Source organism: Sediminibacterium soli, assembly GCF_009939225.1.
Lineage (GTDB): Bacteria > Bacteroidota > Bacteroidia > Chitinophagales > Chitinophagaceae > Sediminibacterium > Sediminibacterium soli.
On sequence record NZ_JAACJR010000006.1, the window covers coordinates 699,898 to 722,385 of the forward strand.

Here is a 22,488-nt window from a genome sequence, read left to right on the forward strand (position 1 = left end):
TTGATCGTTGCAGCGCATGATGGGCAATAAAACAGTAAAACCATTTAACCATGCAGCCAATTATTCCTTTTAATCCCCTGCCAAAAGAGACAGCTTTGATTTTAGACCACAACGTATCTTCGCAGTCAATTCAAACAGAATAGTATGTCGTATGCATTGGTGACGGGCGCCAGTAAAGGGATCGGCAGGGCGATCGCCGAAGAACTGGCCGCAAGAAAAGTGGACCTGCTGCTGGTGGCCAGGAGTTCAGACGCACTGCAGCAGCTGGCACAGGAACTGGGAATCCGCTATTCGGTAAAGACGGCCTGGCTGGCCGCAGACCTGTCATCGGCCGATGCGCCCGAAAAGATCGGCGCATGGATCAGCCGGGAAAATTACCCGGTACATATCCTGGTGAACAATGCGGGTTACGGACTCAGCGGGCCATTTGACAAATACACGGCAAAAGACTATGCCGATATGCTGCGTGTGAACGTGCAGGCGCCGATGGAACTGACCGCCCTGCTGCTGCCGCTGCTCAAACAGCAGCCGCAGGCCTACCTGCTTAATATCGTCAGTTCTGCGGCTTACCAGGCGGTGCCCGGACTGGCTGCCTATTCGGCCAGCAAGGCTTTTATGCTGAATTTTACCCGGGGGTTACGGTTCGAGTTAAGGAATACGAATATTTCGGTGACGGCGGTGAGTCCGGGCGCAACTGATACGGGTTTTGCCAACAGGGCGCAGATCGTGAATGAAAAAGCGGTGAAGGCGGCGGAAAGATTCAATATGACACCCCGCAAAGTGGCCAGGCTCTCCGTAGACGCCATGTATGCGCGGAAAGCCGAGGTGATCACCGGTTTTGTAAATAAACTGGCTGCTTTTTTTGTATGGCTGCTTCCCAAATCCGTCAGCGAAAAAACGGCCGCCGGGCTATACGGACTGGATTAATTCAGTTTTCGTTTGGGTGGTAAAAAGGGATAGCTTATATTTGCACCCCCAAACGGGAATGGCTGCGTAGCTCAACTGAATAGAGCATCTGACTACGGATCAGAAGGTTTCAGGTTTGAATCCTGACGCGGTCACTTTGAAAATAAAGCTGTTACAACCTTGTGACAGCTTTTTCTTTTAATCCATCAAAAGCCATTAGTAAGATCCCTTTGGGCTGGCTTTTGGATAGATACCCACCAAAAGCCGCAAAAAAAACGGACTGCCGGGCCTTTGCAGCCTTTTTACTTATCAATCGCAGCTTGCTGACTGTCTTTAAAAAACCGTAACACCTGGAATTTGAACCTATGAAAATCGATCAGCAGTAATGCATTGTTAAGTATCTCATGTGCCAAAATGATTTTCAGGACAAGACTGCACATCAGGGTTCCGGCCATTCCGGGTACAATTCCAAGTACGCCATTGTCACTGCAGCTGGGTACATCCTCCGGCTTGGGTGGCTCTGGATAAAGATCTCGCAGGTTCTTACCGCCCTGGTAATTAAAAACTGCAACCTGGGCTTCGAAATTTAAAACACTACCGTATACCAATGGCTTACCCAGTAGCACACAGGCATCGTTCACAATATACCTTGTCCGAAAGTTATCCGTTCCATCCACCACAATATCAAATTGGCTGATGATGGCCCGCGCATTTTCTTCACACAATAATTTGTCAAAAACAAGCAGCTCGCAATGAGGGTTTTGCGCCCGAAGCCTTTCTGCTGCCACAACAGCTTTTTTTTTCCCTATATCATTCGTAGTGTATAACACCTGCCGGTGCAGGTTATGTATCTCCACCTGGTCAAAATCCAGGATACCAATGGAGCCTACACCCGCGCCTGCCAGGTATTGCAATACGGGGCATCCAAGCCCCCCGGCGCCAATCACCAATACTTTGGCAGTTTTTATTTTTAACTGCCCTTCGGGACCAATATCCGACTGGAACAACTGGCGGCTATACCGGTTTATTTCTTCGATTGTCAGCATAAGCATTTAATAAAATCTATCCCAATCCTTCCACACGGCTTCGTAACCTTTTGCACCGATGGCCGCTGCCACCTGCGCCGGTGAACGTTCATCACTGATCTCAAACTGTTCCAGCGTTTCAGGGTCAACGCTATACCCCCCGGGGTTGGTTTTTGAACCGGCACTCAATGTGGTTGCCCCCAGAGAAAGTATTTGATCACGGAATTTTTCCGTTTCCCGGGTAGAGATGGAAATTTCCAGCTCCTGGTTCCATAAACGGTAGGCACAGATCAGTTGCACCAGTTCAGCATCACTTACAGGATGCCTGGCCTGGTCTGCTCCTTCTGCCGGACGGATCCGTGGAAAGGAAACCGAATATTTGGTCTGCCAGTAATGCTTCTGGAGATAATCCAAATGAAGCGCACAGAAAAAACTATCCGTACGCCAGTCCACCAGCCCCAGTAATACACCTAAACCGATTTTGTGAATACCAGCCGCCCCGATACGATCCGGTGTATGTAAGCGGTAATGGAAATTGGTTTTTTTTCCCTTTGTATGGTATTCTTTGTACACCTCCGGATGGTAAGTTTCCTGGTAAACCAACACCGAATGGACGCCTGCGGCATGCAGGGTCTTGTATTCCTCTTCTTCAAGTGGCTGTACTTCGATCGAGATATTTGAAAACTGAGGCCTGAGAATTTGCAAAGCCTGTAAAAGATAGTCCACATGTACCGTGGCATTGGCTTCGCCTGTTACCAGCAGTATATGTTCAAAGCCATGCCTTTTGATTTCATTGGTTTCCTGCAGTATTTCCGCAGCCGATAATGTCTTCCGTTTGATCTTATGATCAAAGCTAAAACCACAATAGGTACAGATATTATTGCACTCATTACTCAAATACATCGGCGCAAACAGCTGGATCGTATGGCCAAATCTTTTTTGGGTAAGCTGCTGGCTTATATGTGCCATTTCTTCCAGGTAAGGTATGGCTGCAGGGGAAAGCAATGCCTTAAAATCTTCCAGGGAACGATGATCGGCGTGCAAAGCCGTTTCCACATCCGCTGTCGTCTTGGTACTGATAGATGCCTGTACCTCGGCCCAGGCATACCGGTTAAATACTTCTTTAAAATTGTTCATGTAAAAATGCAGTTAGCGGGCTGGAGGCATTGGCCCGGTTATTTTGTTTCGCGAGTTTTGCTTCATAGGCCATTCGCCCCGCTTCCGTGGCCAGCCTGCAGGCGGTTGCCATTCGGACCGGATCACCCGCCGCAGCAATGGCTGTATTCACCAGCACAGCATCCGCTCCCATCTCCATGGCCTTTGCTGCATCAGAAGGCGCGCCGATACCCGCATCAATAATGACAGGCACTTTACTTTGCGCCAGTATGATTTCCAAAAAGTCAAAAGTTCTTAACCCTTTATTACTGCCGATGGGTGCACCCAGCGGCATCACCGCCGCGGTACCTGCATCTTCCAGCCGTTTGCACAAAACGGGATCCGCATGTATATAAGGCAGTACAACAAAGCCCAGGCGGACCAGTTCTTCAGTGGCTTTGAGCGTTTCGACGGGATCCGGTAAAAGGTACCTGGGGTCTGGGTGAATTTCCAGTTTGATCCAATGCGTCTCTAAAGCTTCTCTTGCCAGTTGGGCTGCAAATACTGCTTCTTTGGCAGTGCGTGCACCCGAGGTATTAGGCAGTAAATGAATATGGGGATGGCAGAGATGGGATAATAAAGCATCCGTATCCGTTTCCCGGTCCACGCGCTTTAAAGCCACCGTTACCAGTTCAGTACCCGACGCCAGCACTGCGTCGCGCATTTGTGCAGGCGACCCGAATTTTCCCGTACCCATAAACAACCTCGACTGAAAACTTTTATCAGCGATGATCAGTGGCTCCATACAACAAATGGTTTAATTGTGTGATAATCTGATTTTTCCGGAAATGCCGGGAGATCACTCCCGATACTGCAATACCGTAAACGCCTGTTTGCAGAATGGCTGGTATGTCTGCAGGAAGAATGCCGCCAATTGCAAAAACAGGCACAGTCAATTGCTCTTGTTTCATCCGGGAAAGAATCCTTTCATAGCCTCCGGTACCCAGAATGGGACTTAACTTATCCTTTGTGGCAGTAAAACGGAAAGGGCCAACACCGATATACCGGCAACCTTCTTCACAGCGCTGCCTGACCTGTTCAAAAGTGTTGGCTGTTCCGCCAATGATCTTTGCATCTCCCAAAATAATTCTTGCCTTACTTACAGGCATATCCTCCAGCCCCAGATGAACGCCATCTGCATCGATCGCTTTGGCGATAGCAACATGATCGTTAATAATAAAAGTGGCACCATACGTAAGACACAGCCTCCTGGCTTTTTCAGCAGTGGCAAGAATTTCTTTTTCATTTGCCTTTTTAAGACGCAATTGTATCCATTGGCAGCCCCCGTCAAGTGCTTCCCTGATATTTTCCAGGTGTTCAATCAGATCTCTGCCCTGGGAAATGTATTGAAGTCTGTTATGCATGATAGCCTAATAAAGATGGATTGGTTACTAAAAAGGACTCTGTATATTTTTTTGCATTCCTGACGGCATTGGTCAGTTCATAGCCAATAGCGAGGTTAGCTGTAATAGAAGAAGCAAGTACACAACCTGATCCGTGTTTGGGAAATACCAACCCACTTATGGGCAAGAGCCTGGAGACACTGTTACGGGTAAACAGATAATCCACCCCGGGCTCGTCCGGATTATGCCCTCCTTTTAACAGGACATTGCAGTAATCAGCGATTTTTTTTGCTGCTTTCCGTGTATCAGGTTCATTCTCCAATTGAACCAGTTCCTGGCAATTGGGTGTGAGTAAATCAATTTTTTTAAATATTTCGCATAGGAGTTCCTGCCCGGCCTCTTTCTCCCAGAAAGGAAAACCCGTAGAAGAACGGATAACGGGATCCACAATAATTTTGGCGCCCGTGTGAAACCTGCGAATAGTGGTCACAATCTGAAATAGGCTTTTCAGGTTTTCAACAATGCCAATTTTTACCGCTTCCACCCGGTAATGGGTACACATCACTTCGATTGCCTGCAGTATGGCTTCCTGGTTCTCCCAGCGAATGACATGAAAACTTTCTTCTGTTTGCAGGGTAATGGCTGTAGGAACAGCTAATCCATATACCTTATGCTGCTCAAAGGTCTTGATGTCTGCAAACAGGCCGGCGCCGCCGCAGGGGTCTATTCCGCCAATGCTCATTACGATGGGGCGACTTAACTGCATGCCTCTCTGATTTGTTGGAAATTTTTAATCGGCATCCCGTTTTGCCAGATAAATCCCAGTGTCGCTACCCCGTCGAAACCCATATCCAGTGCAGCTTTTGCGTTAGCAGCATTGATCCCGCCAATGGCAATTAATTTTGTCCTTCCCCCGGGCAATACGGAATCTCCAGGCATTACAGAAATGTATCCCGGCTTGGAAATACTGTTAAAGACAGGGCCCAGGAAGCAGTATTCAAAACAAGGATCTATTTTTTTTGCTTCTTCTATCTTATGAATGGAAGTGGATAAACGGTACCCCAGTTCCTGCAGCACCGGCCATAAATCCGGAGCTGTGTTCATTTGCTTCGCTTCGGTATAATGTAACCTTCGCAACCCGAATAATCCAACCAGCCTGTGATGCGAATGCAAGGCAATTTTTGACAGATGCCGTGGGTGGATCGCTTCGAGAAACGACTGTAACTCTTCCATACCTGTTGCAGGCTTACGCAGATGAAAAATCTCCAGTCCTTCTTCGAACATCGCATTGACACAGGCGGCTTCCCCTTTGTAAAACCCGGTATCTGAAACTACAATGAGCATCCTACTGATAAATTTCCCTGCTTCCTGTAATAAATTCCTCCGCCTTATCCCGCATGCCCTGTTCTGCAAAATCCCTGATCTCCTGGCTGATCTGCATCGAGCAGAATTTCGGGCCGCACATCGAGCAGAAATGCGCCAGCTTAGCTCCTTCCGCAGGAAGTGTCTCGTCGTGAAAATCTTTTGCTGTATCAGGATCGAGAGATAGATGAAACTGGTCGTTCCATCGAAACTCAAACCTTGCCTTACTCAACGCATTATCGCGGTACTGTGCACCAGGATGGCCCTTGGCAAGATCGGCCGCATGTGCTGCAAGCTTGTACGTGATCACGCCTGCTTTAACATCATTTTTATTCGGCAATCCCAGGTGTTCTTTGGGTGTGACATAACAAAGCATGGCCGTACCATACCAGCCAATCATCGCCGCCCCGATCGCGGAGGTAATATGATCATATCCGGGAGCGATATCCGTAGTCAGCGGCCCAAGCGTATAAAAGGGCGCTTCCTTACAGTATTCGAGTTGCTTTTCCATATTCTCCCTGATCAGGTGCATGGGAACGTGGCCTGGTCCTTCATTCATTACCTGCACATCATGCTTCCAGGCAATTTGATTGAGTTCGCCTTGAGTCTTTAATTCAGCAAACTGTGCCGTATCATTGGCATCCGCAATGGATCCGGGTCGAAGGCCATCCCCCAGTGAAAAAGACACATCATAGGCTTTCATGATTTCGCAGATCTCCTCAAAATGTGTGTACAGGAAATTTTCCCGGTGATGGGCAAGGCACCATTTCGCCATAATGGATCCCCCGCGCGATACAATTCCGGTAATCCTGTTTGCAGTAAGCGGAATATAACGCAGAAGCACTCCTGCGTGAATGGTAAAATAATCCACCCCCTGCTCTGCCTGTTCGATAAGGGTATCTCTAAAAATCTGCCAGTTCAGTTCTTCCGCCTTTCCCCCCACTTTTTCGAGTGCCTGGTAGATCGGCACCGTTCCGATCGGAACCGGCGAATTACGCAGGATCCATTCACGGGTTTCGTGAATGTTCTTTCCTGTGGAAAGATCCATGATCGTATCGGCACCCCAGCGGCAGGCCCAGACAGCTTTTTCAACCTCTTCCTCGATACTGGAGCTTACTGCACTGTTCCCGATATTGGCATTGATCTTGACCAGAAAATTCCTCCCGATGATCATGGGCTCCGCTTCGGGATGATTGATATTACAGGGAATGATGGCCCGGCCCGCTGCCACTTCCTGCCGCACAAATTCCGGCGTAATAATACCCCTGGGTGTAGCTGCGCCAAAGCTTTCACCTGCATGCTGTTTGCCCAGCAGGGTTTTATGCGCTATATCGCTCTGGAGCAAGATTTCCTGGCACTGGTTTTCCCGTATTGAGATATATTCCATCTCGGGAGTAATCATTCCCTTCCTGGCATAATGCAGCTGTGTGACCGCATCGCCGTTTTTAGAACGCATTGGACGAGGAACAGGGCCAAATCGAAAATTATCCGGTAACGGGTCGTCCTTTCTTTGTTTTGCATAGGCCGAACCACTCTCAACCAGTTCGAGTACATCGTTCCGCTGGCGTACCCATGCATCGCGCAAACGTGGAAGCCCGTTTTTTATATCAATAGAAATCGCAGGATCGGTGTACGGACCACTGGTATCATATACCACTACGGGTTCATTTTGTTCTATTTTTCCATTGGTATGCCGGGTGGGTGAAACAGAGATTTCACGCATCGCAACCCGCACATTATGCATATGACCTTGTACATACATTTTTCTGGATGCAGGGAATGGCGTTGTAGAGATCAGGTTGCGCTCAGGTGTGGCTTCGGCTGTTTTCATAAAAAATATTTGCGTGATGGGCTATCCGCCCTGCGTTGCTTTAATGATTAAAATGGAGTCGTTGGCCTGGATCATATGGCTGTTCCAGGAGGATTTGGGAACTACGCTCTCGTTGACAGCAACCGCAATACCATTTTGCTTGTCGCCAATATGATCATTCAGTAATTGCCGGATGGAAGAGGGAGAAATAATTTCTCTTTTCTGATGATTAAGCAGGATTTCCATTCCCATTGAGGTTTAAAAGTGAAACTTCAGGAATGGACGAAATAGAAATAATTCGTGCGGATCGCTTTTCCCTTCGCTGGCATTATCCAGATCAGGTTCGAGGGTATCATCTCAGCCTTTCGGCACCCCTAAAGTCTGAGCAAACCTAATTGTAAAAAATGAAAAATAAAAAATCTTTTCTAAAAATTATTTCGCCACGGCAGCAATCGGGTGCTCTTCAAGGATATAGCAACTTGCACACCTACCCTGAAAAACCAACAGAGATTCACCTATATCAGGTCTCAGAGATAACCGAATTGTCTTTAGCTGCCGCTTAACCATCAAAAATCAGGTATTTTCAGATTAAATAGCAACTAACATAAATAATACACCGCGTGAAGTTGTTCCGATGTTATTTTTTCTGTTGCAATGAATCCTGTGTGTCGCTGATCCATTGTATGATCAGGTTCTTTTGCGCATCTTCTAATCTTGCCTTCGCATGCATCCATTTGTAAGACGTTAACGGCATCGTTCCTTTTTTGATTGATTTTGCCATTGAATTCAATTTGTTGTGCCGCCTTTTTGAGGTATACGCACCAAAGTTGCTGAAGTTCAGTTCTTCCTTTCCGTCTTGTATATGCAGGTCAAGCCAAAGCCTGAAAGGCTGGATATTGGAATACCAGGGATAACGGGTGTTGTTGCTGTGACAATCATAGCAGGCCTCCTGAAAAATGGATTGCACTTCAACAGGTATGGCGTAAATCTTTGCAAAATCGGTTGAAACTGCCTGGTCGCTTTTATTTACCGTCCGGGGAATGAATTGAAGCAACGCAAAAATGACCAGTAAGCCCATCAATATCCTGCGAAGTATCCGCATGCCATTTACATTTTCATATTACCCATATCATGACCAGCCATCGGGTTCGCCCCTTTTTTAAAAATATATTCGCTGTTTAACAGGTAAGCGCCGCTTATAGCCACTGCATCACCTTCTTTTAAACCGCTTTTTATTTCAATCCTGTCATCGCTTTCCAAACCGATATCCACCATAACGCTTTTAAAAGTGTTTTTATCGATCTGTATCCAAACCGTGTTCATCGTTCCATTTCGTATCACCGCGTCAATGGGCAATGTAAGTGATCTGCGCACACGGTTCTTTACAACAACATAGGCCTGCATTCCGGGTTTTAATTGGTTATTGAAGTTAGGAACAGAAATCCGTACGAGGCTGATCCGTGTTTCGGCGTTAATTTCAGGGTTAACAAACTGTATGTTACCGGTTATCTCCTTCCCTAACTGCGGTAACCGGACAGTTGCAGCGCCATTCCGGTCAATCTCTGACAGCCGGGAAGCATATACCTGTGCTTCCACCCATAAAGAAGACAGATCCCCCAATCGCACAATGGTTCCTCCTTCCGGTACATAATCGCCTTCCTGAATTTCCAGTGTTGTGATATATCCGCTGGCTGTGCTGTAAAAAGGTGTGAGTGCGGCGGCTTTCCTCGTTTTTGCCAGATCGCCTATCTGCCACTCGCTCATTCCCCATAGCAATAATTTATTTTTTGCCGACCGAACAAGCTGTGTAAGGTCTATAATTGAGTTGTCCAGCGTTTCCTGCTTTTCAAGGGCAAGAATATATTCCTGCTTTGCCGTATTCAACTGCTCACTATATAAGTCGTAAAGCCTCTCTCCTTTTCCGACATAATCGCCCGTGTTTTTAAAATAGAGCTTTTCCATTCTGCCGGAAATCCTGGCACTGACTGTCGAGGCTTTGGTTTCATCCATGTTTACGGTGGCGGTCAATACCGTTTCATCTCCAATGATTCCCCTGCCAACCGTATCCACCTGTATATTTCCCAGTTGCATTTGCTGATCACTGAGCATAATGGCATCGTCGTTTGTTCCTTTCCTTTTTTCGACCCGTATCAGATCCATTCCGCAAATCGGGCATTTGCCCGGCCTGTCCTGCATAATCTGCGGATGCATAGAACAGGTATAAAAAACATCTGATGGCTGTATGGCAACTGTTTTTTTATCCTTACAGGCCAACAGAACCAATGATAGCGTTATTGCGATAAGGTATCTCATGGCCGATCTTTTGTTTTTATAAAACTTTCGCTGTCTGTCAGAAACTGGGCGTTTGCCGCTACAGAGTCGGTTGCGGCCAATCCTGCCATAATCTGTATTTTATTTTGATAGCTAAGTCCGGTCTCTATTTTATGCGCCTTGAACCCACCCATCGTTTTGACGAATACCACTTTATTGATGCCCAGCGACAGAACGGCATCTTTCGGCAACCAGTTTGCCTGCTCGCTGTTTACAAAAATGGTGGCCCTGACCTGGCTGCCAACGGGTATCTGAAGCTGTGCATTATTAAAATACACCCTTGCCGTGAGGGTTTTATTTTCCTTTCTGTAAAAGGGTTCTATCAAATCAATTTTCGCCCGGAAATTTTTAGCAGGCTGGGTTTCGGGAACGACTCGTACCGCATCACCGGTTTTGATCATCCGCTCATACTCGGGAAATATATTTAACAATACCCAACTCCTGCTGATATCGTATACCTGGAAAATGGCCTGCCCCTTCTCCACATACATCCCCTCTTTTATGGGCAACTCTTCCGTTGTTCCCGGAACATTCATTTTTTGTTCTTTCGCCCCTACTCCCGGCATTGTTCCCGCATCATGGATATGTCCGCTGTAATTACTGTATACAGCAATTGACAGGGATGGCTTGCCGGTTTTTATTATTTGCGCCAACTGTCCCTCGCTCACTCCCAGTAAGCGCAATTTTTGTCTGGCAGCATTAATCAGCGCCGTATTGGCCTGGTCATTTTTGATAAGAAACAAAAGCTCCTCTTCGGCAGTCAGCAGTTCAGGACTATACACATCCAGTATTCGCTGGCCTTTTGTTACCTGTTGATACCGGTACCTGACATAGAGCTTTTCAATTCTTCCTGAGATTCGGGCTGAGATCGTATTAACCAGCCGGGTGTCATAAGCTATCGATCCCAGTGCCTCCACCTCAATGGTTTCCGAAGAGCGACTCATTGTCGTCACCGGAACAGACGAAACAACAAACCGGTCTGTCGGCTGCAACAGGTCATCGAGCTGAATATCATTGAGCGCAGTTGCATTGTCAATCTTTTTGATCAGATCCATTCCGCAAATCGGACAGGTGCCGGGGTGATCTCTTATGATCTCGGGGTGCATGGAACAGGTCCACAATTCTTTTTTGCCATTTTCAGCCGGATTGGCCGTTTTGCTCCTGCAGGAGAACAACAGCACGCCGGCAAACAGCACTAAAATGACAGCACTATTTTTTAATCGGATTTTCATCGCTTTATTTTACTTCCAATATTCTCTCCAGTTCCGCCTGCATAATCAGCAACTGCTGCAGCTGGTCAAGGTATTGGAGTTGTGTCATGTTTACTGTTTCCCATGCATCATATAACGCAAACAATTCCTCTGTATTATTCTGATACGCCAGTTGCATTGTTTGAAAATTCTTACGCAGGGCCGGAATGATATTGCTTTCGTACATGGCTATTTGCTTTTTTCTCGAAGCGATCTCATTTTTCATCCCTTCCGCCATACCGGCAGCCTCATTTATCAAACCCAGCTTTTGCTGATTCAAAGACTCTGTTTTCCACTTAAGACCTTCAATATTTGCTTTTGACGCCCGGGTTGATTTTCCGATTGGCAGCTTTACCATTCCCATAAGCGAATATTGCATCGGTAAACCCCCGAACCCAAACATGTGATCAAATCGAACGCCGTATTCCGGTTTTTGCTTTGCCTTTTCCACGTCCTGCTGAAGAGCTGTCAGCTGTATTTCCCGGTCAATTGCCTTGATATCACTTCTGGCAGTAGCCAATGTGGCGCTATCGAACTGAACGGAAGGATATTCCCGTATGGTATAGCTTGTGTCTATATCAAATACCAGATTTTTGTCGCGGTTAATCAATGTGTTTAAGGATATCCTTTTCTGGATGATGTCATTTTCCAGCATGATCCGCATTGTCTGAATATTGCCCAGGGAGGCTTTGGCCTTATAATAAGCGCTTATCTTCCCCAGATTATTCCTGTACCTGAGTTCCGCGTCTTTGATCATGAAATCCAGCACCTTTTCATCCTGCGCCAGCACTTTCAACTTTTTTTTGATGACCACCCATTGATAGAAGTTCTTCCTGGCCTGGGCGTACAGTTCATTGATCGCTGCATTTTTTCTTTCTTTTTCCACTGCTGACATACCCTGCATATACTTCAGTGCAGCATTTTGCATGCTTGTATTGGGAAGCATTTGTTCGGCTGAAATCATGTATTGACCCATACCCGGAGCGCCATCAGCCTGTTTTTTCCACATGGCCGGGTTGTATGGCGTCATCCAAAGACCGGTGCTCAGCAAGGGCCGTTCCCAGTTCTTTGCTCCTTTGGCCACTTCGTCCAGTGACCGTATCTGGGCATCGAAACCCTTCAGATCGGGATGATTGGCTGTGATAGCGGACAATACATCCGACAGGCTTAGCTTGTCCTGAGACCTGACAGCAGTTACCGATAACAAGGCGGACAATATAAAAATCAGCTTCCGTTTCATTTCGTTAATGTTTTGTGTCGAGGACGTCGATCTTCCCGAATTTTTTAAGTTCATATTCTTTTTGCATAAGAAATAGTAAGGGAGTGACAAGCAGAATATGTGTAGCCGAGGTGATTACCCCACCCACCATCGGCAATACGATCGGTTTCATTACATCGCTTCCAACACCACTGCTCCAAAGGATCGGTATCAACGCAAAAAGTGAAACGGAAACGGTCATAATTTTTGGCCGAAGTCTTTTTGCCGCGCCCGCAATTACATACGCCCGCAGATCTTCTTTTGTAATGGTTTTCCCGGAATTTCCTTTTTCGGCAACAAGCTGCCGCATGGCATCATTCAGATAAATCACCATAACGATCCCCGTTTCAACCGCCAATCCAAATAAGGCAATAAAGCCAACTGCCACGGAAACGGATAAGTTAACACCCCAGAAATAGACCATAAAGGCACCCCCTATCAGGGCAAAAGGAATGGAGATAAGGCTGAAAAACGCCTCTCTTGCAGAATGGAAAGCAAAATACATGGATATGAAAATGATAAGCAACACCACCGGCAGGATCATTTTCAGGGTCTTTTCGCTCCGTATCAGGTTCTCATACTGACCGCTCCATTCAAGAAAATATCCCCGGGGAAGTTTCGATATCATTTTATCCAGCCTGTCCTGCGCCTCTTTCACCGTACTGCCCAGGTCTCTGTCCCGCACATTGAATAACACAGTTCCCCTTAGTAAGGCGTTTTCAGAATTTATCATCGGCGGGCCTTCGTTGATTTTTATCTCTGCAACAGCCTCCAGCGGAATAGGCCCGAAGTTCATGGTCTGCACCTGCAGTCTTTTCAGGGCCGTAAGATTGTTCCTGAAATCCTGCCCAAATCTGGCATTGACGGAAAACCGCTGACGCCCCTCCACTGTGGTCGTTAATCGCATTCCACCCAGTGCGCTTTCGATAACATCGTTAAGGTCATCCACGCTCAGGCCATAACGTCCGATCTCCTCTCTTTTCAGGATGATGTCCACATACTTGCCGCCGGTGATCGGCTCTACATAAAGATCCTTTACGCCATCAATTCCGTTTAATGCATTTCTGACCTGCTGCGCGAAATGGTTGATCGAATCAATATCCTGCCCATACACTTTTACCCCAACATCGGTACGAATACCGGTTGAAAGCATATTTATCCGGTTAATGATCGGCTGTGTCCATCCGTTTGTAACGCCGGGTATCTGTAATTTGGAATTCAGTTCGTTGATAATGTCGTTTTTTGTCAGACTGGCTCTCCATTGAGACCTGGGCTTCAGCAAAATGATGGTCTCAATCATACTGACGGGAGAATTATCCGTGGCCGTATTGGCCCTGCCGGCCTTACCCAACACGTTCTCCACTTCGGGAACGGATTTGATGATCTTATCCTGCACCTGCAATATCCTTTTCACCTCCGAGTTTGAAACATCCGGCAGCGTAACGGGCATAAATAAAATAGATCCTTCATCCAGGGGTGGCATAAATTCACGACCCAGGCTCAATACCAGGGGAATACTTATCAGCAGGGCAGCTATATTAATCCCAAGGGTGGTTTTTCTCCATTTGATACAGGCTCTGATCAACGGTTCGTAGATTCTTTCCAGCCCCCTGTTAATCGGATTCGCCGATTCAGGTCTGAATCTTCCCTTCATAAAGATCGAGATCAGCACCGGCGCAAGTGTTATCACCAGTATTGCATCCACGATCATGATGAAGGTTTTGGTAAAGGCAAGCGGGTGAAATAGCTTTCCCTCCTGGCCTGTCAACAGGAACACGGGCAGAAACGAGGTGATGATAATGATGGTAGAGAAAAACACACCCCTCGATACCTGCTTGCATGCTCTCTCAATCAGATTCATGCGAACATCTTCCGGTATCTTTTTATACCCTGAACTCCCAAGCCAGTTCCTTTTCTTAAATAATGCCATAGTCTACGTATTAGGTGGTGGGTTATTCTGCCATTCCGATAAATGCCGGTAAGCGTTCTCCGACATGATAATGCCGTTATCGACAATAACGCCGATCGCAAGGGCGATGCCCGTTAAAGACATGATATTGGAAGAAATACCAAATGCGTTCAGTAAAATAAAACTGGCTGCTATGGTTATCGGGATCTGGATAATAATGCTCAATGCACTTCGCCAGTGAAGAAGGAATACAATCACGATTAAGGAAACCACGATCATTTCCTCTATAAGCTTTGTTTTTACATTCTCCACCGATGCTTTGATCAGTTCTGTTCTGTCGTAGGCAACTTTGAATTTTACACCTTCCGGCAAACCTTTCTGCACGTCGGCCATTTTCTTTTTTACATCTTCAATTACTTTGTCTGCGTTTTGCCCGTATCGCATGACCACAATTCCGCCAACCACTTCTCCCTCCCCATTTTCGTCAAAAATGCCCAGCCGCAGGTCACCGCCCATCTGAACGCTGCCCAGGTCCTTAACCCGAATGGGAATGCCGTTGCTATTGCCCACTGCAATATTCTCCAGGTCTTCCTTATTCCTGACATACCCCAATCCGCGAATGATATAAGCCATATTGCTCATTTCAAATTTTCTTCCGCCCACATCGTTGTTATTGGCTTTTACCTTATTCATCACATCCCCCATGGAGATGTTGTAAAACTGCAGTTTAACCGGATCGATGACCAACTGGTATTGCTTTTCAAACCCGCCAAACGAGGCCACTTCCGCCACCCCGGGTACGGTCTGCAGAGCAAATTTGACGTACCAATCCTGTATGGCCCTTTGTTCCCCAAGATCCATCTGCCTGGCATCGAATGTGTACCAGAACACATGACCAACACCTGTTCCATCGGGGCCAAGAGTGGGCGTTACATTCTGCGGCAATAACCGCTGGGCGTAGTTTAATCGTTCCAGCACCCTTGTTCTCGCCCAGTAGATATCTACATCGTCTTCAAAAATCAGGTACACGAAACTCATTCCAAACATAGAGGCGCCGCGGATATTCCTGACTTTGGGAACCCCCTGAAGATTACTGACCAATGGATAGGTAACCTGGTCCTCGATGATCTGCGGGCTTCGCCCCATCCATTCCGTAAAGACGATCACCTGGTTTTCCGACAGATCCGGAATGGCGTCAATCGGGTTTTTCTGAATGGAAAAGATTCCCCACGCAAACAGGCCGGCCGCCATAAGCAGCACAATAAGCCTGTTGCGCAGGGAAATCTCAATTAATTTTTGAACCATGCTATCTGATTAAGAACTATTGTATTTTCTCCTCTACGGTACCACAGGTGGGCATTTTACTTCCCATGTAAGGGTTTTTGATTTCCTTCAGTTCACTCAGCCACATGGCGCCCTTGCCGTCGTTTGCCATCGGGCAATGATCATGGTACAGGGCCTGACCGCCGCCAAACGCTTTTACCAGCGAATACACATCCTCACTCATCATAGAAAAATGCTCCCGCTGGTGGTCTATTTTGCTTTTGCCGATGTGTTCAGCATGCTCTTTTAGATCGCCTTCGCTTTCATCGTACACTTTTTTCTGCTCAGGCGTAAAAAATGATTTATCAACCTTTGCCAAAGCTGCTGACACCGCTTTTGCGCCGCTTGCGGCCTCATCGGCATTATCGTTGGCCAATGCATTCTTTATATGCAGGTAATGGCTGACAACCTCTTTAACCGAGGCAGCTATCTTCGGGTCAACATTGGTAAAGGTTACCGACACCGATTTTATGTCTTTGTCGCCCGTTGCCGAAGGCGGAGCGGCAGAATCGGATTTCATTTTGCTCATGTCGTGATCGGCAGCTTTATCAGTGCCATTATTGCATGCTGATAAAGCCAGCAGGGAGATCGCTATCACTGCCAAAAGTGTGTTTTTCATGTTATTGTTTTTTTGGGTTAATGTATTAATGAAAATCGAAGTGATTGTTCCCGGTTTGTTTTTTCTTTCTGTCGTACCAACAACAGTCCAGGAAATGAACCGGATTGATTTCATACAAATTGATTTTTTATGATGATAAATAAAAGATGTGGGGGATGGCAACCATAATGCCAACAGCCCGACAGTTATTTGCCAGGCTTAATCAGGTAAGATTAACTCAAATAAGAAAAACGCAATTGCGAATGTAAACGGAGGTCTTTGCACATCGGGGCGGTGCATGACTTATCGGATATTGCTCCGTTACAGAGGGAACAGGCGCAGCCGCCGGCAAAACAAAACAGGCAGGAGCAACAGCCAGTAAACTCAATTGCTGCAACTGAAAATTTTCTGCGGCTTTATGATCGATCTGCAGTTTAACCTGCTTATGTTCATCTTTACAGCAACCCTTCTTATTTTCATGGGTCTTCTCCATACCACATTCGCTGCATTTTTTTGAAGTGGTATGCCATGGTCGCCAGTCTACCAACTTATCCATGCAATAATGCATATGGATCGTTGCGCCAACGGTTGTATTGAGATAGACAATGGATAATATGAGAATAATAAGTTTCCTCACCCCACAAAAATAGGTGGAATTTCAGGCATTGTGTTATATAATTTTGGCATCGACTTGTATTTTGTCACCCTGCCATTTGAGAATCAATGTTTTTACACCGGTTCGGTTTCTGAAGTTCGGGGCAGTTGATGCTGCCACCCATTCATGCCGGTGAATATAAAACAGCCCGAGGGTGTGAAGGGTTTAAAGCGCTGCATAAGAAAACCGAGGATTAGCGGCTTACATCCCCGGCTCCATCAGCAGCACGTTAAATTTGTGTCCGTCGGGGTCTGCAAAACCAACGCCGAAATAACCGGCCTTGTCCCTCCCGGCTTCCTGGAAAACGGTACCGCCGGCGGCTTTTACGTTCGCTTCCCAGTCCCTTACCTCCTGTTCGGTTTCGGCAGACAGCGTGAATATGATTTCACTGGCGCTTGTTGCGTCGGCCGTCAGGTATCCGTCAATCTGCGATCCTTTCTCAAAAAAATGAATCACAAATGCGTCGTCACCAAAAAGAAAACTGGCGAGTTTGGGGTAATTGCCGGTGTTGTTGGGTGTAAAGCCCAGTTGCGTATAGAACCGGCTGGTGCGGCCCACATCGCTTACGCTGAAATTGGCCCAGATTTTTTTTGTTTTCATAGTGGCTGGTTTATCACCAATCGGCAATCGTTATGCCGATCGGCAGATGGCAGGTTGTTTAATATACGATATGTCCGTTATTGATCAGCGATTTCACCGGCGATACCCTTGATACCGCTTCTGCAGAGCATCTGGCATCAACCAGCACCATGCTGGCCGCATCGCCGGGTTTGGGCCATTGCTGTATGCCTTTATCGTCTAAAGGAAGCAGGTTGCCGGTTGCCAGCCGCAGGCTTCTCGACAGTAAAAATTCGGTGTTGTATCCGTACAGCTGCGCCATCAGGTTGGCTTTCTGCAATACGCTTCCCGATCCAAAGGTATTCCAGTGGTCTATGATGCTGTCGTTGCCGGTAAGCACGGTAACCCTGTGTTTGTACAGAACGGGAATGGGCATCACCAGGTTACCGATGGGTATCGTGGATACAATTCCAATTCCCGCTGCCGCCAGCTGTTCGGCTATCGCTTCCTGTTTTACCTGTTCCAGTTTTCCGAGAACAAAACAATGGCTGATAAAGGTCCTGTTTTTCAATGCGGGGTTCTCGTTCACTTTTTTGATCAGGTATTCCACCGTCTTCAGACCCGATTCGCCCGTTTCATGGAGATGGATATCGATCCCTTTGTCATGATCCAGCGCCAGCTGTACGGTAAAATCCATTGTTTTTTCGATGGCCCCGTCGATGCTGAAAGGGTCCAGGCCGCCGATAAAATCGATATCCATCCGGGCGGCTTCCTTCAGGTAGGGCACCGATTCCGTGTAGAAAACGCCATGCTGCGGAAAAGCCACCAGTTCCGCACCAAAGCCGGGCTTTTTGTTTGCCAGCGCTTTTTGCAGGTTTAGCAGCGATTGCAGTTTTGAAGTGGGTTCTATGTTTACATGACTTCTTGCATAAGACGAACCTTTTGACTGCAGCAGCCCGATCAGTTTTTCGGCGCGCGATGTGGAAGTGGTCAGCATGCCCGGAAGGATCTGCTGTTCCAGTGCGATCATTCCTTTTACACCGTTGGTTCTTCGCCTCGCCGCCTGCCATTGACCGCCGTAAAACGTCTTGTCGAGGTGGATATGCATATCCCTGAACGCCGGCAACAGCAATAAATCCTTTGCATCGATACCCGACCCGCCTGCAGGGTTGCCGGTCCGCAGGGCTGCGATCTTTCCGTTGCTGACGCTTACTTCAAACAATTCGGTTCTGGTACGGATCACTTCTCCGTCTTCATAGTCAAATCCCGTTTCAAGCCGTACGTTTTTCAGCACATAGTCCGCTCCCGCAGCTGTATTTTTTCTATCCGTTCCGCTCGCCGGATTTTTTTCGGACGGCAGTACGCGTGGCGCAAATGCCATGCCTGCAAGACCCAGTCCGGATTTTTTCAAAAAATCCTTGCGGGGCATCCCTGATCTTTTCATCGTGTAAGGGTTTTGGCAAAGTTAGCTTACTGTTTACGGAAAACGCAGTTTACCACACACTCCGCTATCTTTCCCTGCGCCAAACAAAGCAAGAACCGGATTTACCGGATGGCCGGGCAATGGTAATTTTGATTCAAATTAACGGCAATGGAAACCCAGCAGCAACTTGATTATAACCGGATCGCATCCGCCATCGGCTTCTTCAGGCAACACCACAGATCGCAGCCCCGACTCGAAGACGCGGCGGCACATGTGCATCTCAGCACCTTTCATTTTCAAAGAATGTTTACGAGCTGGGCCGGTGTCAGCCCCAAACAGTTCCTGCAATACCTTACTGCAGACTATGCCAGGGGCATGCTGAAAAACACAGCAGCCAGCCTGGCCGATACAGCCTGGGAATCCGGGCTCTCGGGTGCCGGCAGACTGCATGATCTCTTTATCAAAATGGAAGGGATGACCCCGGGGGAATACAAAAACGGCGGCGCATCGCTGACCATTCAGTATTCCTTTGCCGACAGTCCATTTGGTAAGATACTGGTGGCCGCCACTTCCCGTGGCATCTGCCATATGTCGTTTGCTGACCAGGACCCGCAACAGGCGCTGGATGCGTTGCGGGCAGACTTTCCCAATGCCGCTTACCTGCAGGTGGTTGACCGGATACAGCAAAATGCACTGTTTATTTTTTCACAGGACTGGCGCAGGCTGGATACGATCAGGCTTCACCTGAAGGGAACCGATTTCCAGATAAGGATATGGGAAACCCTGCTGAAAATCCCCGCGGGCGGTTTGACCACCTATGGAAACCTGGCCACCCTTGCCGGTAATCCGGGCGCATCAAGGGCCGTGGGCAGCGCTGTTGCTGCTAACCCCGTGGCTTTTCTTATTCCCTGCCATCGCGTGATCAGGTCTACCGGTGACACGGGGCAATACCATTGGGGAAGCACACGCAAGCATGCCATGATCGGGTGGGAAGCCGCACGCAGCTAAACCTGCGCCGGGAGCTGACAACTTTCAGGTAACCCGTTTCCCGATACCGCATTTACGGCAACTCATCCAGTTTTTTAAATGCATATCCCTTTTCTTTCAGGTAAGCGATCAGGGAGTCGAGTTGATCGTATAATTTATCTTTTCGTCTCGGATCGGTGCCTGCATGTACCAGCAGGATCATACCATTCAGACCGCTGCCCGGTGCCTGCGCGATTTTTTTGATACGTGTAACGATCTCTTCGCTCGTCCTGTAAGATGCGCCGAGTTCGGGATAGGTATAGTCGGCATTACTGCCGGTGCCGGGCGTAAAACTGATTGTTAGCATACCCGCTTCGCGCAGCCAGCCTGCCACTTCCCTGTTCCACCACTCGTAAGGCGGTATGTAAAAAGGAGTGATAGCCGCGCGGGGAATACCGGCGGAACGCATCGCTTCTTTGCCGTGTGCAAGATCGGCCAGCAGCGAATCTTTTGTAACCAGTGTTTTGCTGCGATCGGTCCAGTCGCTGTACAGCAGGTGCCTGTCTGAATGCGAGCCCATCAAATGACCGGACGCATACAACCGCCTTACGTCTTTGAGAAAAGTAGCGTTGCGGTAAAACCGGCCGGTAAAAAAGAAAGATGCTTTTACCTGTTGTTTCTGCAGTGTTTGGGCGATCGGCTGCAGGCCCTCTCCGAATTCGTCGCCGGTAAACACAAGCGCGATATTTTTTTGTGTGGAATCGCCTCTGACAACTGCGCCTTCTGCATAGCTGACATGCGGCTTCGCGGTAAGGGAAGTTGTTTGCATACCGTCAGCTTCCTGTTCTTTGGCCGCAAGTAAATAAATGAGTGAAGCGGTGCCATCCATCGTGGGTTCGTTGGTGCTGTAATCGCCATAGTCATCGTGGTAAACCGCCAGATCGCTTTGCAGCGATTCGTATTCATCGGGATCTTTGAGTGTGATGCCGATCAGGCTTTTGTAGATGGAGGTGTACACCGGCCCGTCAACCAGCCCGCCGTCGATGGGATAATTTTTGAGATGCGTGAATGCCGAATGCGGGTCTGCCGGTGTATCGCCCCAGGAAGGCAGTCCGTACACCATACCGGTTCCCCATGGATTGCAGCCGAACAGCCAGTCGAAACAGGCCTGTTCCAGTTCCGCATACACGCTGTTACCCGAGACAGCGCGGTACCAGTAACATTGTATCGCAAAAGAAACCGTGAGGTTATTGCTGCACCAGATAAACGGTATGCCCCGGTTGAATGCATTGTGCCTTGCTTTTTCCTGCACCTTCCGTAACCCGTCTGCATAACGATCCATCAAACCCGCTGCTGCATTTTTGCGCTCACGCGCCATTGCATATACCCCCAGGTTATTGAAAGGATAGAACTGGTAATGATGGGCTGTATCCTTTCCCATCCATTTAGAGACCGAATCTTTTTGCAGGTACTGATCGAATGCGTTGCGATAGCTTTCCTGACCGGTGAGCGAATACAACTGCGCGGCTGCCAGCTCCATATCATCCATCCAGTCGCCTTCCGCATAGATATAGGGCGATCTTACAGAGGCCGTCTGCGCCACGCCCGGCTGCTTCAATCCATAATTCCAGGCGGCTACCGCTTTTTTTGAGAGCATCGATGCATAGGCTTTATCAACCGGTGCATATAACTGCGAAGCAAGGGCAAACGCGCCTGCGAGCTTACCGGCTGTAGAGGCGGTGCCCGTGGTGGCATTCATAAACCTGCCGCGCTGCTGTGGCCTGCCCGAATTGAAATATACCGGTCGTTCAAACCCCCTTCCATAGAAACTGTCTTCTTTCGGAATGCGCATACCCATATGATCTCGGTCATCTCCCAACTGGTTGAACATCCAGTCGTCGCGGGGATTCATTTTCACCAGCCAGTCAAGTCCCCAGCGCGCTTCATCCAATACATCTTTGGTACCGTTTCGGCCATCCAGTCCGCTGGCAAGCTTTTCATCACCAAACACAGCCGGAAAATCGCGATAAGCCGCCAGCAGGTGAAAACCGGCGTTCGCCGAGGTGGTGCTGTACTGCAGGTAATCGCTGGCATCGTGCCAACCGCCGCTTACATTGATATGCGTGCTGTCCGGCATAGGACCGTACAAGGTGTATCCGTCGTGTGTATGACAGCTGTCTTTCAGAAACGGGTTAAAACCGCTGCGCTGCTGCCGCATATAGCGCAGGCAGAAATCGGCGGCGCCCTTGTACACGCTGTCGTTGATGGCAAACACCGGCGACTGCACGCCGCCCGCTCTCAGGAAATAGGATCCTTTGCTGCGGAATGCGGAGAAATTCAACCGGTAGGTGGCAGCAAAAGGTCCGTACGCGCCGAATGGTTTGCCGGCGGTATTTTTATATACTGTCTTTCCGGAAGCCGCTTCCACCAGTTCAAAAACATCGATGGCGACCTGGGATCTGGCACACCATACGGCCACTTTAACGGATGCTGTGGGGTAACCCAGCTGGTTGATACGGATATAGCTTTGCGCGGAAAGACCGGTGAGCCAGCAAAGCAGGCAAAAAAGCAGGCTTGTCTTTTTCATAAGGCAGTGATAAAGGCTGGGTAAAGATA

Annotated in this window: 19 protein-coding genes, 1 tRNA gene, 1 pseudogene and 1 riboswitch; of the genes and pseudogenes, 3 read left to right on the top strand and 18 right to left on the bottom strand. The window is 48.1% G+C overall.

Annotated features, from left to right (window positions below; genetic code table 11):
• The first annotated feature begins 144 nt into the window (after window positions 1–144).
• On the top strand, window positions 145–927 hold the full coding sequence (locus GWC94_RS07090; protein WP_161834330.1) for an SDR family NAD(P)-dependent oxidoreductase: 783 nt from the start codon (window positions 145–147) through the stop codon (window positions 925–927).
• Window positions 928–987: 60 nt separating this feature from the next.
• Window positions 988–1,061: transfer RNA gene (locus GWC94_RS07095), tRNA-Arg, on the top strand.
• Window positions 1,062–1,208: 147 nt separating this feature from the next.
• Here the strand turns inward: GWC94_RS07095 and GWC94_RS07100 are convergent.
• The 17 genes and pseudogenes from GWC94_RS07100 to GWC94_RS07180 all read right to left on the bottom strand — a co-directional run bounded on the left by GWC94_RS07100 (window position 1,209) and on the right by GWC94_RS07180 (window position 18,927).
• On the bottom strand, window positions 1,209–1,952 hold the full coding sequence (locus tag GWC94_RS07100) for a HesA/MoeB/ThiF family protein (RefSeq protein WP_161834331.1): 744 nt from the start codon (window positions 1,950–1,952) through the stop codon (window positions 1,209–1,211).
• Between the two features lie 6 nt (window positions 1,953–1,958).
• Window positions 1,959–3,068 carry a 2-iminoacetate synthase ThiH gene (gene thiH / locus GWC94_RS07105; protein WP_161834332.1) on the bottom strand — a complete coding sequence of 370 codons (1,110 nt, stop codon included), beginning with the start codon at window positions 3,066–3,068 and terminating at the stop codon, window positions 1,959–1,961.
• Entirely contained in the window at window positions 3,055–3,831 is a 777-nt protein-coding gene (locus GWC94_RS07110) for a thiazole synthase (RefSeq protein ID WP_161834333.1), read from the bottom strand. Before GWC94_RS07110 ends, thiH begins: the two co-directional genes overlap by 14 nt.
• Complete coding sequence (locus GWC94_RS07115; protein WP_161834334.1) at window positions 3,809–4,450, bottom strand: thiamine phosphate synthase; 642 nt, start codon at window positions 4,448–4,450, stop codon at window positions 3,809–3,811. Before GWC94_RS07115 ends, GWC94_RS07110 begins: the two co-directional genes overlap by 23 nt.
• On the bottom strand, window positions 4,443–5,171 hold the full coding sequence (locus GWC94_RS07120) for a hydroxymethylpyrimidine/phosphomethylpyrimidine kinase (protein WP_161834335.1): 729 nt from the start codon (window positions 5,169–5,171) through the stop codon (window positions 4,443–4,445). Before GWC94_RS07120 ends, GWC94_RS07115 begins: the two co-directional genes overlap by 8 nt.
• 14 nt (window positions 5,172–5,185) lie before the next feature.
• Window positions 5,186–5,773 (bottom strand): thiamine phosphate synthase, encoded by a 588-nt coding sequence (locus GWC94_RS07125; protein WP_161834336.1) that lies wholly within the window; start codon window positions 5,771–5,773, stop codon window positions 5,186–5,188.
• 1 nt (window position 5,774) lies between these two features.
• Complete coding sequence (gene thiC, locus GWC94_RS07130; RefSeq protein ID WP_161834337.1) at window positions 5,775–7,622, bottom strand: phosphomethylpyrimidine synthase ThiC; 1,848 nt, start codon at window positions 7,620–7,622, stop codon at window positions 5,775–5,777.
• Between the two features lie 21 nt (window positions 7,623–7,643).
• Window positions 7,644–7,847, bottom strand: a complete 204-nt coding sequence (gene thiS, locus GWC94_RS07135; protein ID WP_161834338.1) for a sulfur carrier protein ThiS — start codon at window positions 7,845–7,847, stop codon at window positions 7,644–7,646.
• Window positions 7,848–7,898: 51 nt separating this feature from the next.
• Window positions 7,899–7,987: riboswitch (TPP riboswitch) on the bottom strand.
• A 251-nt stretch (window positions 7,988–8,238) separates the two neighbouring features.
• On the bottom strand, window positions 8,239–8,703 hold the full coding sequence (locus GWC94_RS07140) for a heme-binding domain-containing protein (RefSeq protein WP_161834339.1): 465 nt from the start codon (window positions 8,701–8,703) through the stop codon (window positions 8,239–8,241).
• Window positions 8,704–8,708: 5 nt separating this feature from the next.
• Window positions 8,709–9,914 carry an efflux RND transporter periplasmic adaptor subunit gene (locus tag GWC94_RS07145; RefSeq protein WP_161834340.1) on the bottom strand — a complete coding sequence of 402 codons (1,206 nt, stop codon included), beginning with the start codon at window positions 9,912–9,914 and terminating at the stop codon, window positions 8,709–8,711.
• The gene (locus tag GWC94_RS07150; RefSeq protein ID WP_202628654.1) at window positions 9,911–11,164 is read right to left on the bottom strand and encodes an efflux RND transporter periplasmic adaptor subunit; all 1,254 of its coding nucleotides are present in this window, start codon (window positions 11,162–11,164) and stop codon (window positions 9,911–9,913) included. Before GWC94_RS07150 ends, GWC94_RS07145 begins: the two co-directional genes overlap by 4 nt.
• 4 nt (window positions 11,165–11,168) lie before the next feature.
• Window positions 11,169–12,476 (bottom strand): TolC family protein, encoded by a 1,308-nt coding sequence (locus GWC94_RS07155; protein WP_235918476.1) that lies wholly within the window; start codon window positions 12,474–12,476, stop codon window positions 11,169–11,171.
• Window positions 12,427–15,654, bottom strand: a pseudogene (locus tag GWC94_RS16800) (efflux RND transporter permease subunit). The gene GWC94_RS07155 and the pseudogene GWC94_RS16800 overlap by 50 nt, the downstream one beginning before the upstream one ends.
• A 16-nt stretch (window positions 15,655–15,670) precedes the next feature.
• Entirely contained in the window at window positions 15,671–16,291 is a 621-nt protein-coding gene (locus GWC94_RS07170) for a DUF3347 domain-containing protein (RefSeq protein ID WP_161834343.1), read from the bottom strand.
• Window positions 16,292–16,508: 217 nt separating this feature from the next.
• Window positions 16,509–16,907: an HYC_CC_PP family protein gene (locus tag GWC94_RS17145; protein ID WP_449619043.1), complete on the bottom strand. Its 399-nt coding sequence runs from the start codon at window positions 16,905–16,907 to the stop codon at window positions 16,509–16,511.
• A gap of 219 nt (window positions 16,908–17,126) precedes the next feature.
• Entirely contained in the window at window positions 17,127–17,525 is a 399-nt protein-coding gene (locus GWC94_RS07175; RefSeq protein ID WP_161834344.1) for a VOC family protein, read from the bottom strand.
• Window positions 17,526–17,583: 58 nt separating this feature from the next.
• Window positions 17,584–18,927, bottom strand: a complete 1,344-nt coding sequence (locus GWC94_RS07180; RefSeq protein WP_161834345.1) for an amidohydrolase — start codon at window positions 18,925–18,927, stop codon at window positions 17,584–17,586.
• Between the two features lie 147 nt (window positions 18,928–19,074).
• On the opposite strand from GWC94_RS07180, the gene GWC94_RS07185 reads away from it, so the two are divergent.
• Window positions 19,075–19,914: a methylated-DNA--[protein]-cysteine S-methyltransferase gene (locus GWC94_RS07185; RefSeq protein ID WP_161834346.1), complete on the top strand. Its 840-nt coding sequence runs from the start codon at window positions 19,075–19,077 to the stop codon at window positions 19,912–19,914.
• Window positions 19,915–19,966: 52 nt separating this feature from the next.
• Here the strand turns inward: GWC94_RS07185 and GWC94_RS07190 are convergent, their stop codons facing one another.
• A complete protein-coding gene (locus tag GWC94_RS07190; RefSeq protein ID WP_161834347.1) occupies window positions 19,967–22,459 on the bottom strand; it encodes a glycoside hydrolase family 9 protein in 2,493 nt (830 codons plus the stop codon).
• Window positions 22,460–22,488 lie beyond the last annotated feature (29 nt).

Excerpts from the sequence above, each read along its gene's own strand:
- GWC94_RS07190 (WP_161834347.1), bottom strand. The coding sequence starts at position 22,459 with ATGAAAAAGACAAGCCTGCTTTTTTGCCTGCTTTGCTGGCTCACCGGT.
- GWC94_RS07140 (WP_161834339.1), bottom strand. The coding sequence starts at position 8,703 with ATGCGGATACTTCGCAGGATATTGATGGGCTTACTGGTCATTTTTGCG.
- GWC94_RS07100 (WP_161834331.1), bottom strand. The coding sequence starts at position 1,952 with ATGCTGACAATCGAAGAAATAAACCGGTATAGCCGCCAGTTGTTCCAG.
- GWC94_RS07155 (WP_235918476.1), bottom strand. The coding sequence starts at position 12,476 with ATGAACTTAAAAAATTCGGGAAGATCGACGTCCTCGACACAAAACATT.
- thiH (WP_161834332.1), bottom strand. The coding sequence starts at position 3,068 with ATGAACAATTTTAAAGAAGTATTTAACCGGTATGCCTGGGCCGAGGTA.
- GWC94_RS07115 (WP_161834334.1), bottom strand. The coding sequence starts at position 4,450 with ATGCATAACAGACTTCAATACATTTCCCAGGGCAGAGATCTGATTGAA.
- GWC94_RS07090 (WP_161834330.1), top strand. The coding sequence starts at position 145 with ATGTCGTATGCATTGGTGACGGGCGCCAGTAAAGGGATCGGCAGGGCG.
- thiS (WP_161834338.1), bottom strand. The coding sequence starts at position 7,847 with ATGGAAATCCTGCTTAATCATCAGAAAAGAGAAATTATTTCTCCCTCT.
- GWC94_RS07180 (WP_161834345.1), bottom strand. The coding sequence starts at position 18,927 with ATGAAAAGATCAGGGATGCCCCGCAAGGATTTTTTGAAAAAATCCGGA.
- GWC94_RS07145 (WP_161834340.1), bottom strand. The coding sequence starts at position 9,914 with ATGAGATACCTTATCGCAATAACGCTATCATTGGTTCTGTTGGCCTGT.
- GWC94_RS07150 (WP_202628654.1), bottom strand. The coding sequence starts at position 11,164 with ATGAAAATCCGATTAAAAAATAGTGCTGTCATTTTAGTGCTGTTTGCC.
- GWC94_RS07175 (WP_161834344.1), bottom strand. The coding sequence starts at position 17,525 with ATGAAAACAAAAAAAATCTGGGCCAATTTCAGCGTAAGCGATGTGGGC.
- GWC94_RS07110 (WP_161834333.1), bottom strand. The coding sequence starts at position 3,831 with ATGGAGCCACTGATCATCGCTGATAAAAGTTTTCAGTCGAGGTTGTTT.
- GWC94_RS07120 (WP_161834335.1), bottom strand. The coding sequence starts at position 5,171 with ATGAGCATTGGCGGAATAGACCCCTGCGGCGGCGCCGGCCTGTTTGCA.
- GWC94_RS07170 (WP_161834343.1), bottom strand. The coding sequence starts at position 16,291 with ATGAAAAACACACTTTTGGCAGTGATAGCGATCTCCCTGCTGGCTTTA.
- GWC94_RS07125 (WP_161834336.1), bottom strand. The coding sequence starts at position 5,773 with ATGCTCATTGTAGTTTCAGATACCGGGTTTTACAAAGGGGAAGCCGCC.
- thiC (WP_161834337.1), bottom strand. The coding sequence starts at position 7,622 with ATGAAAACAGCCGAAGCCACACCTGAGCGCAACCTGATCTCTACAACG.
- GWC94_RS07185 (WP_161834346.1), top strand. The coding sequence starts at position 19,075 with ATGGAAACCCAGCAGCAACTTGATTATAACCGGATCGCATCCGCCATC.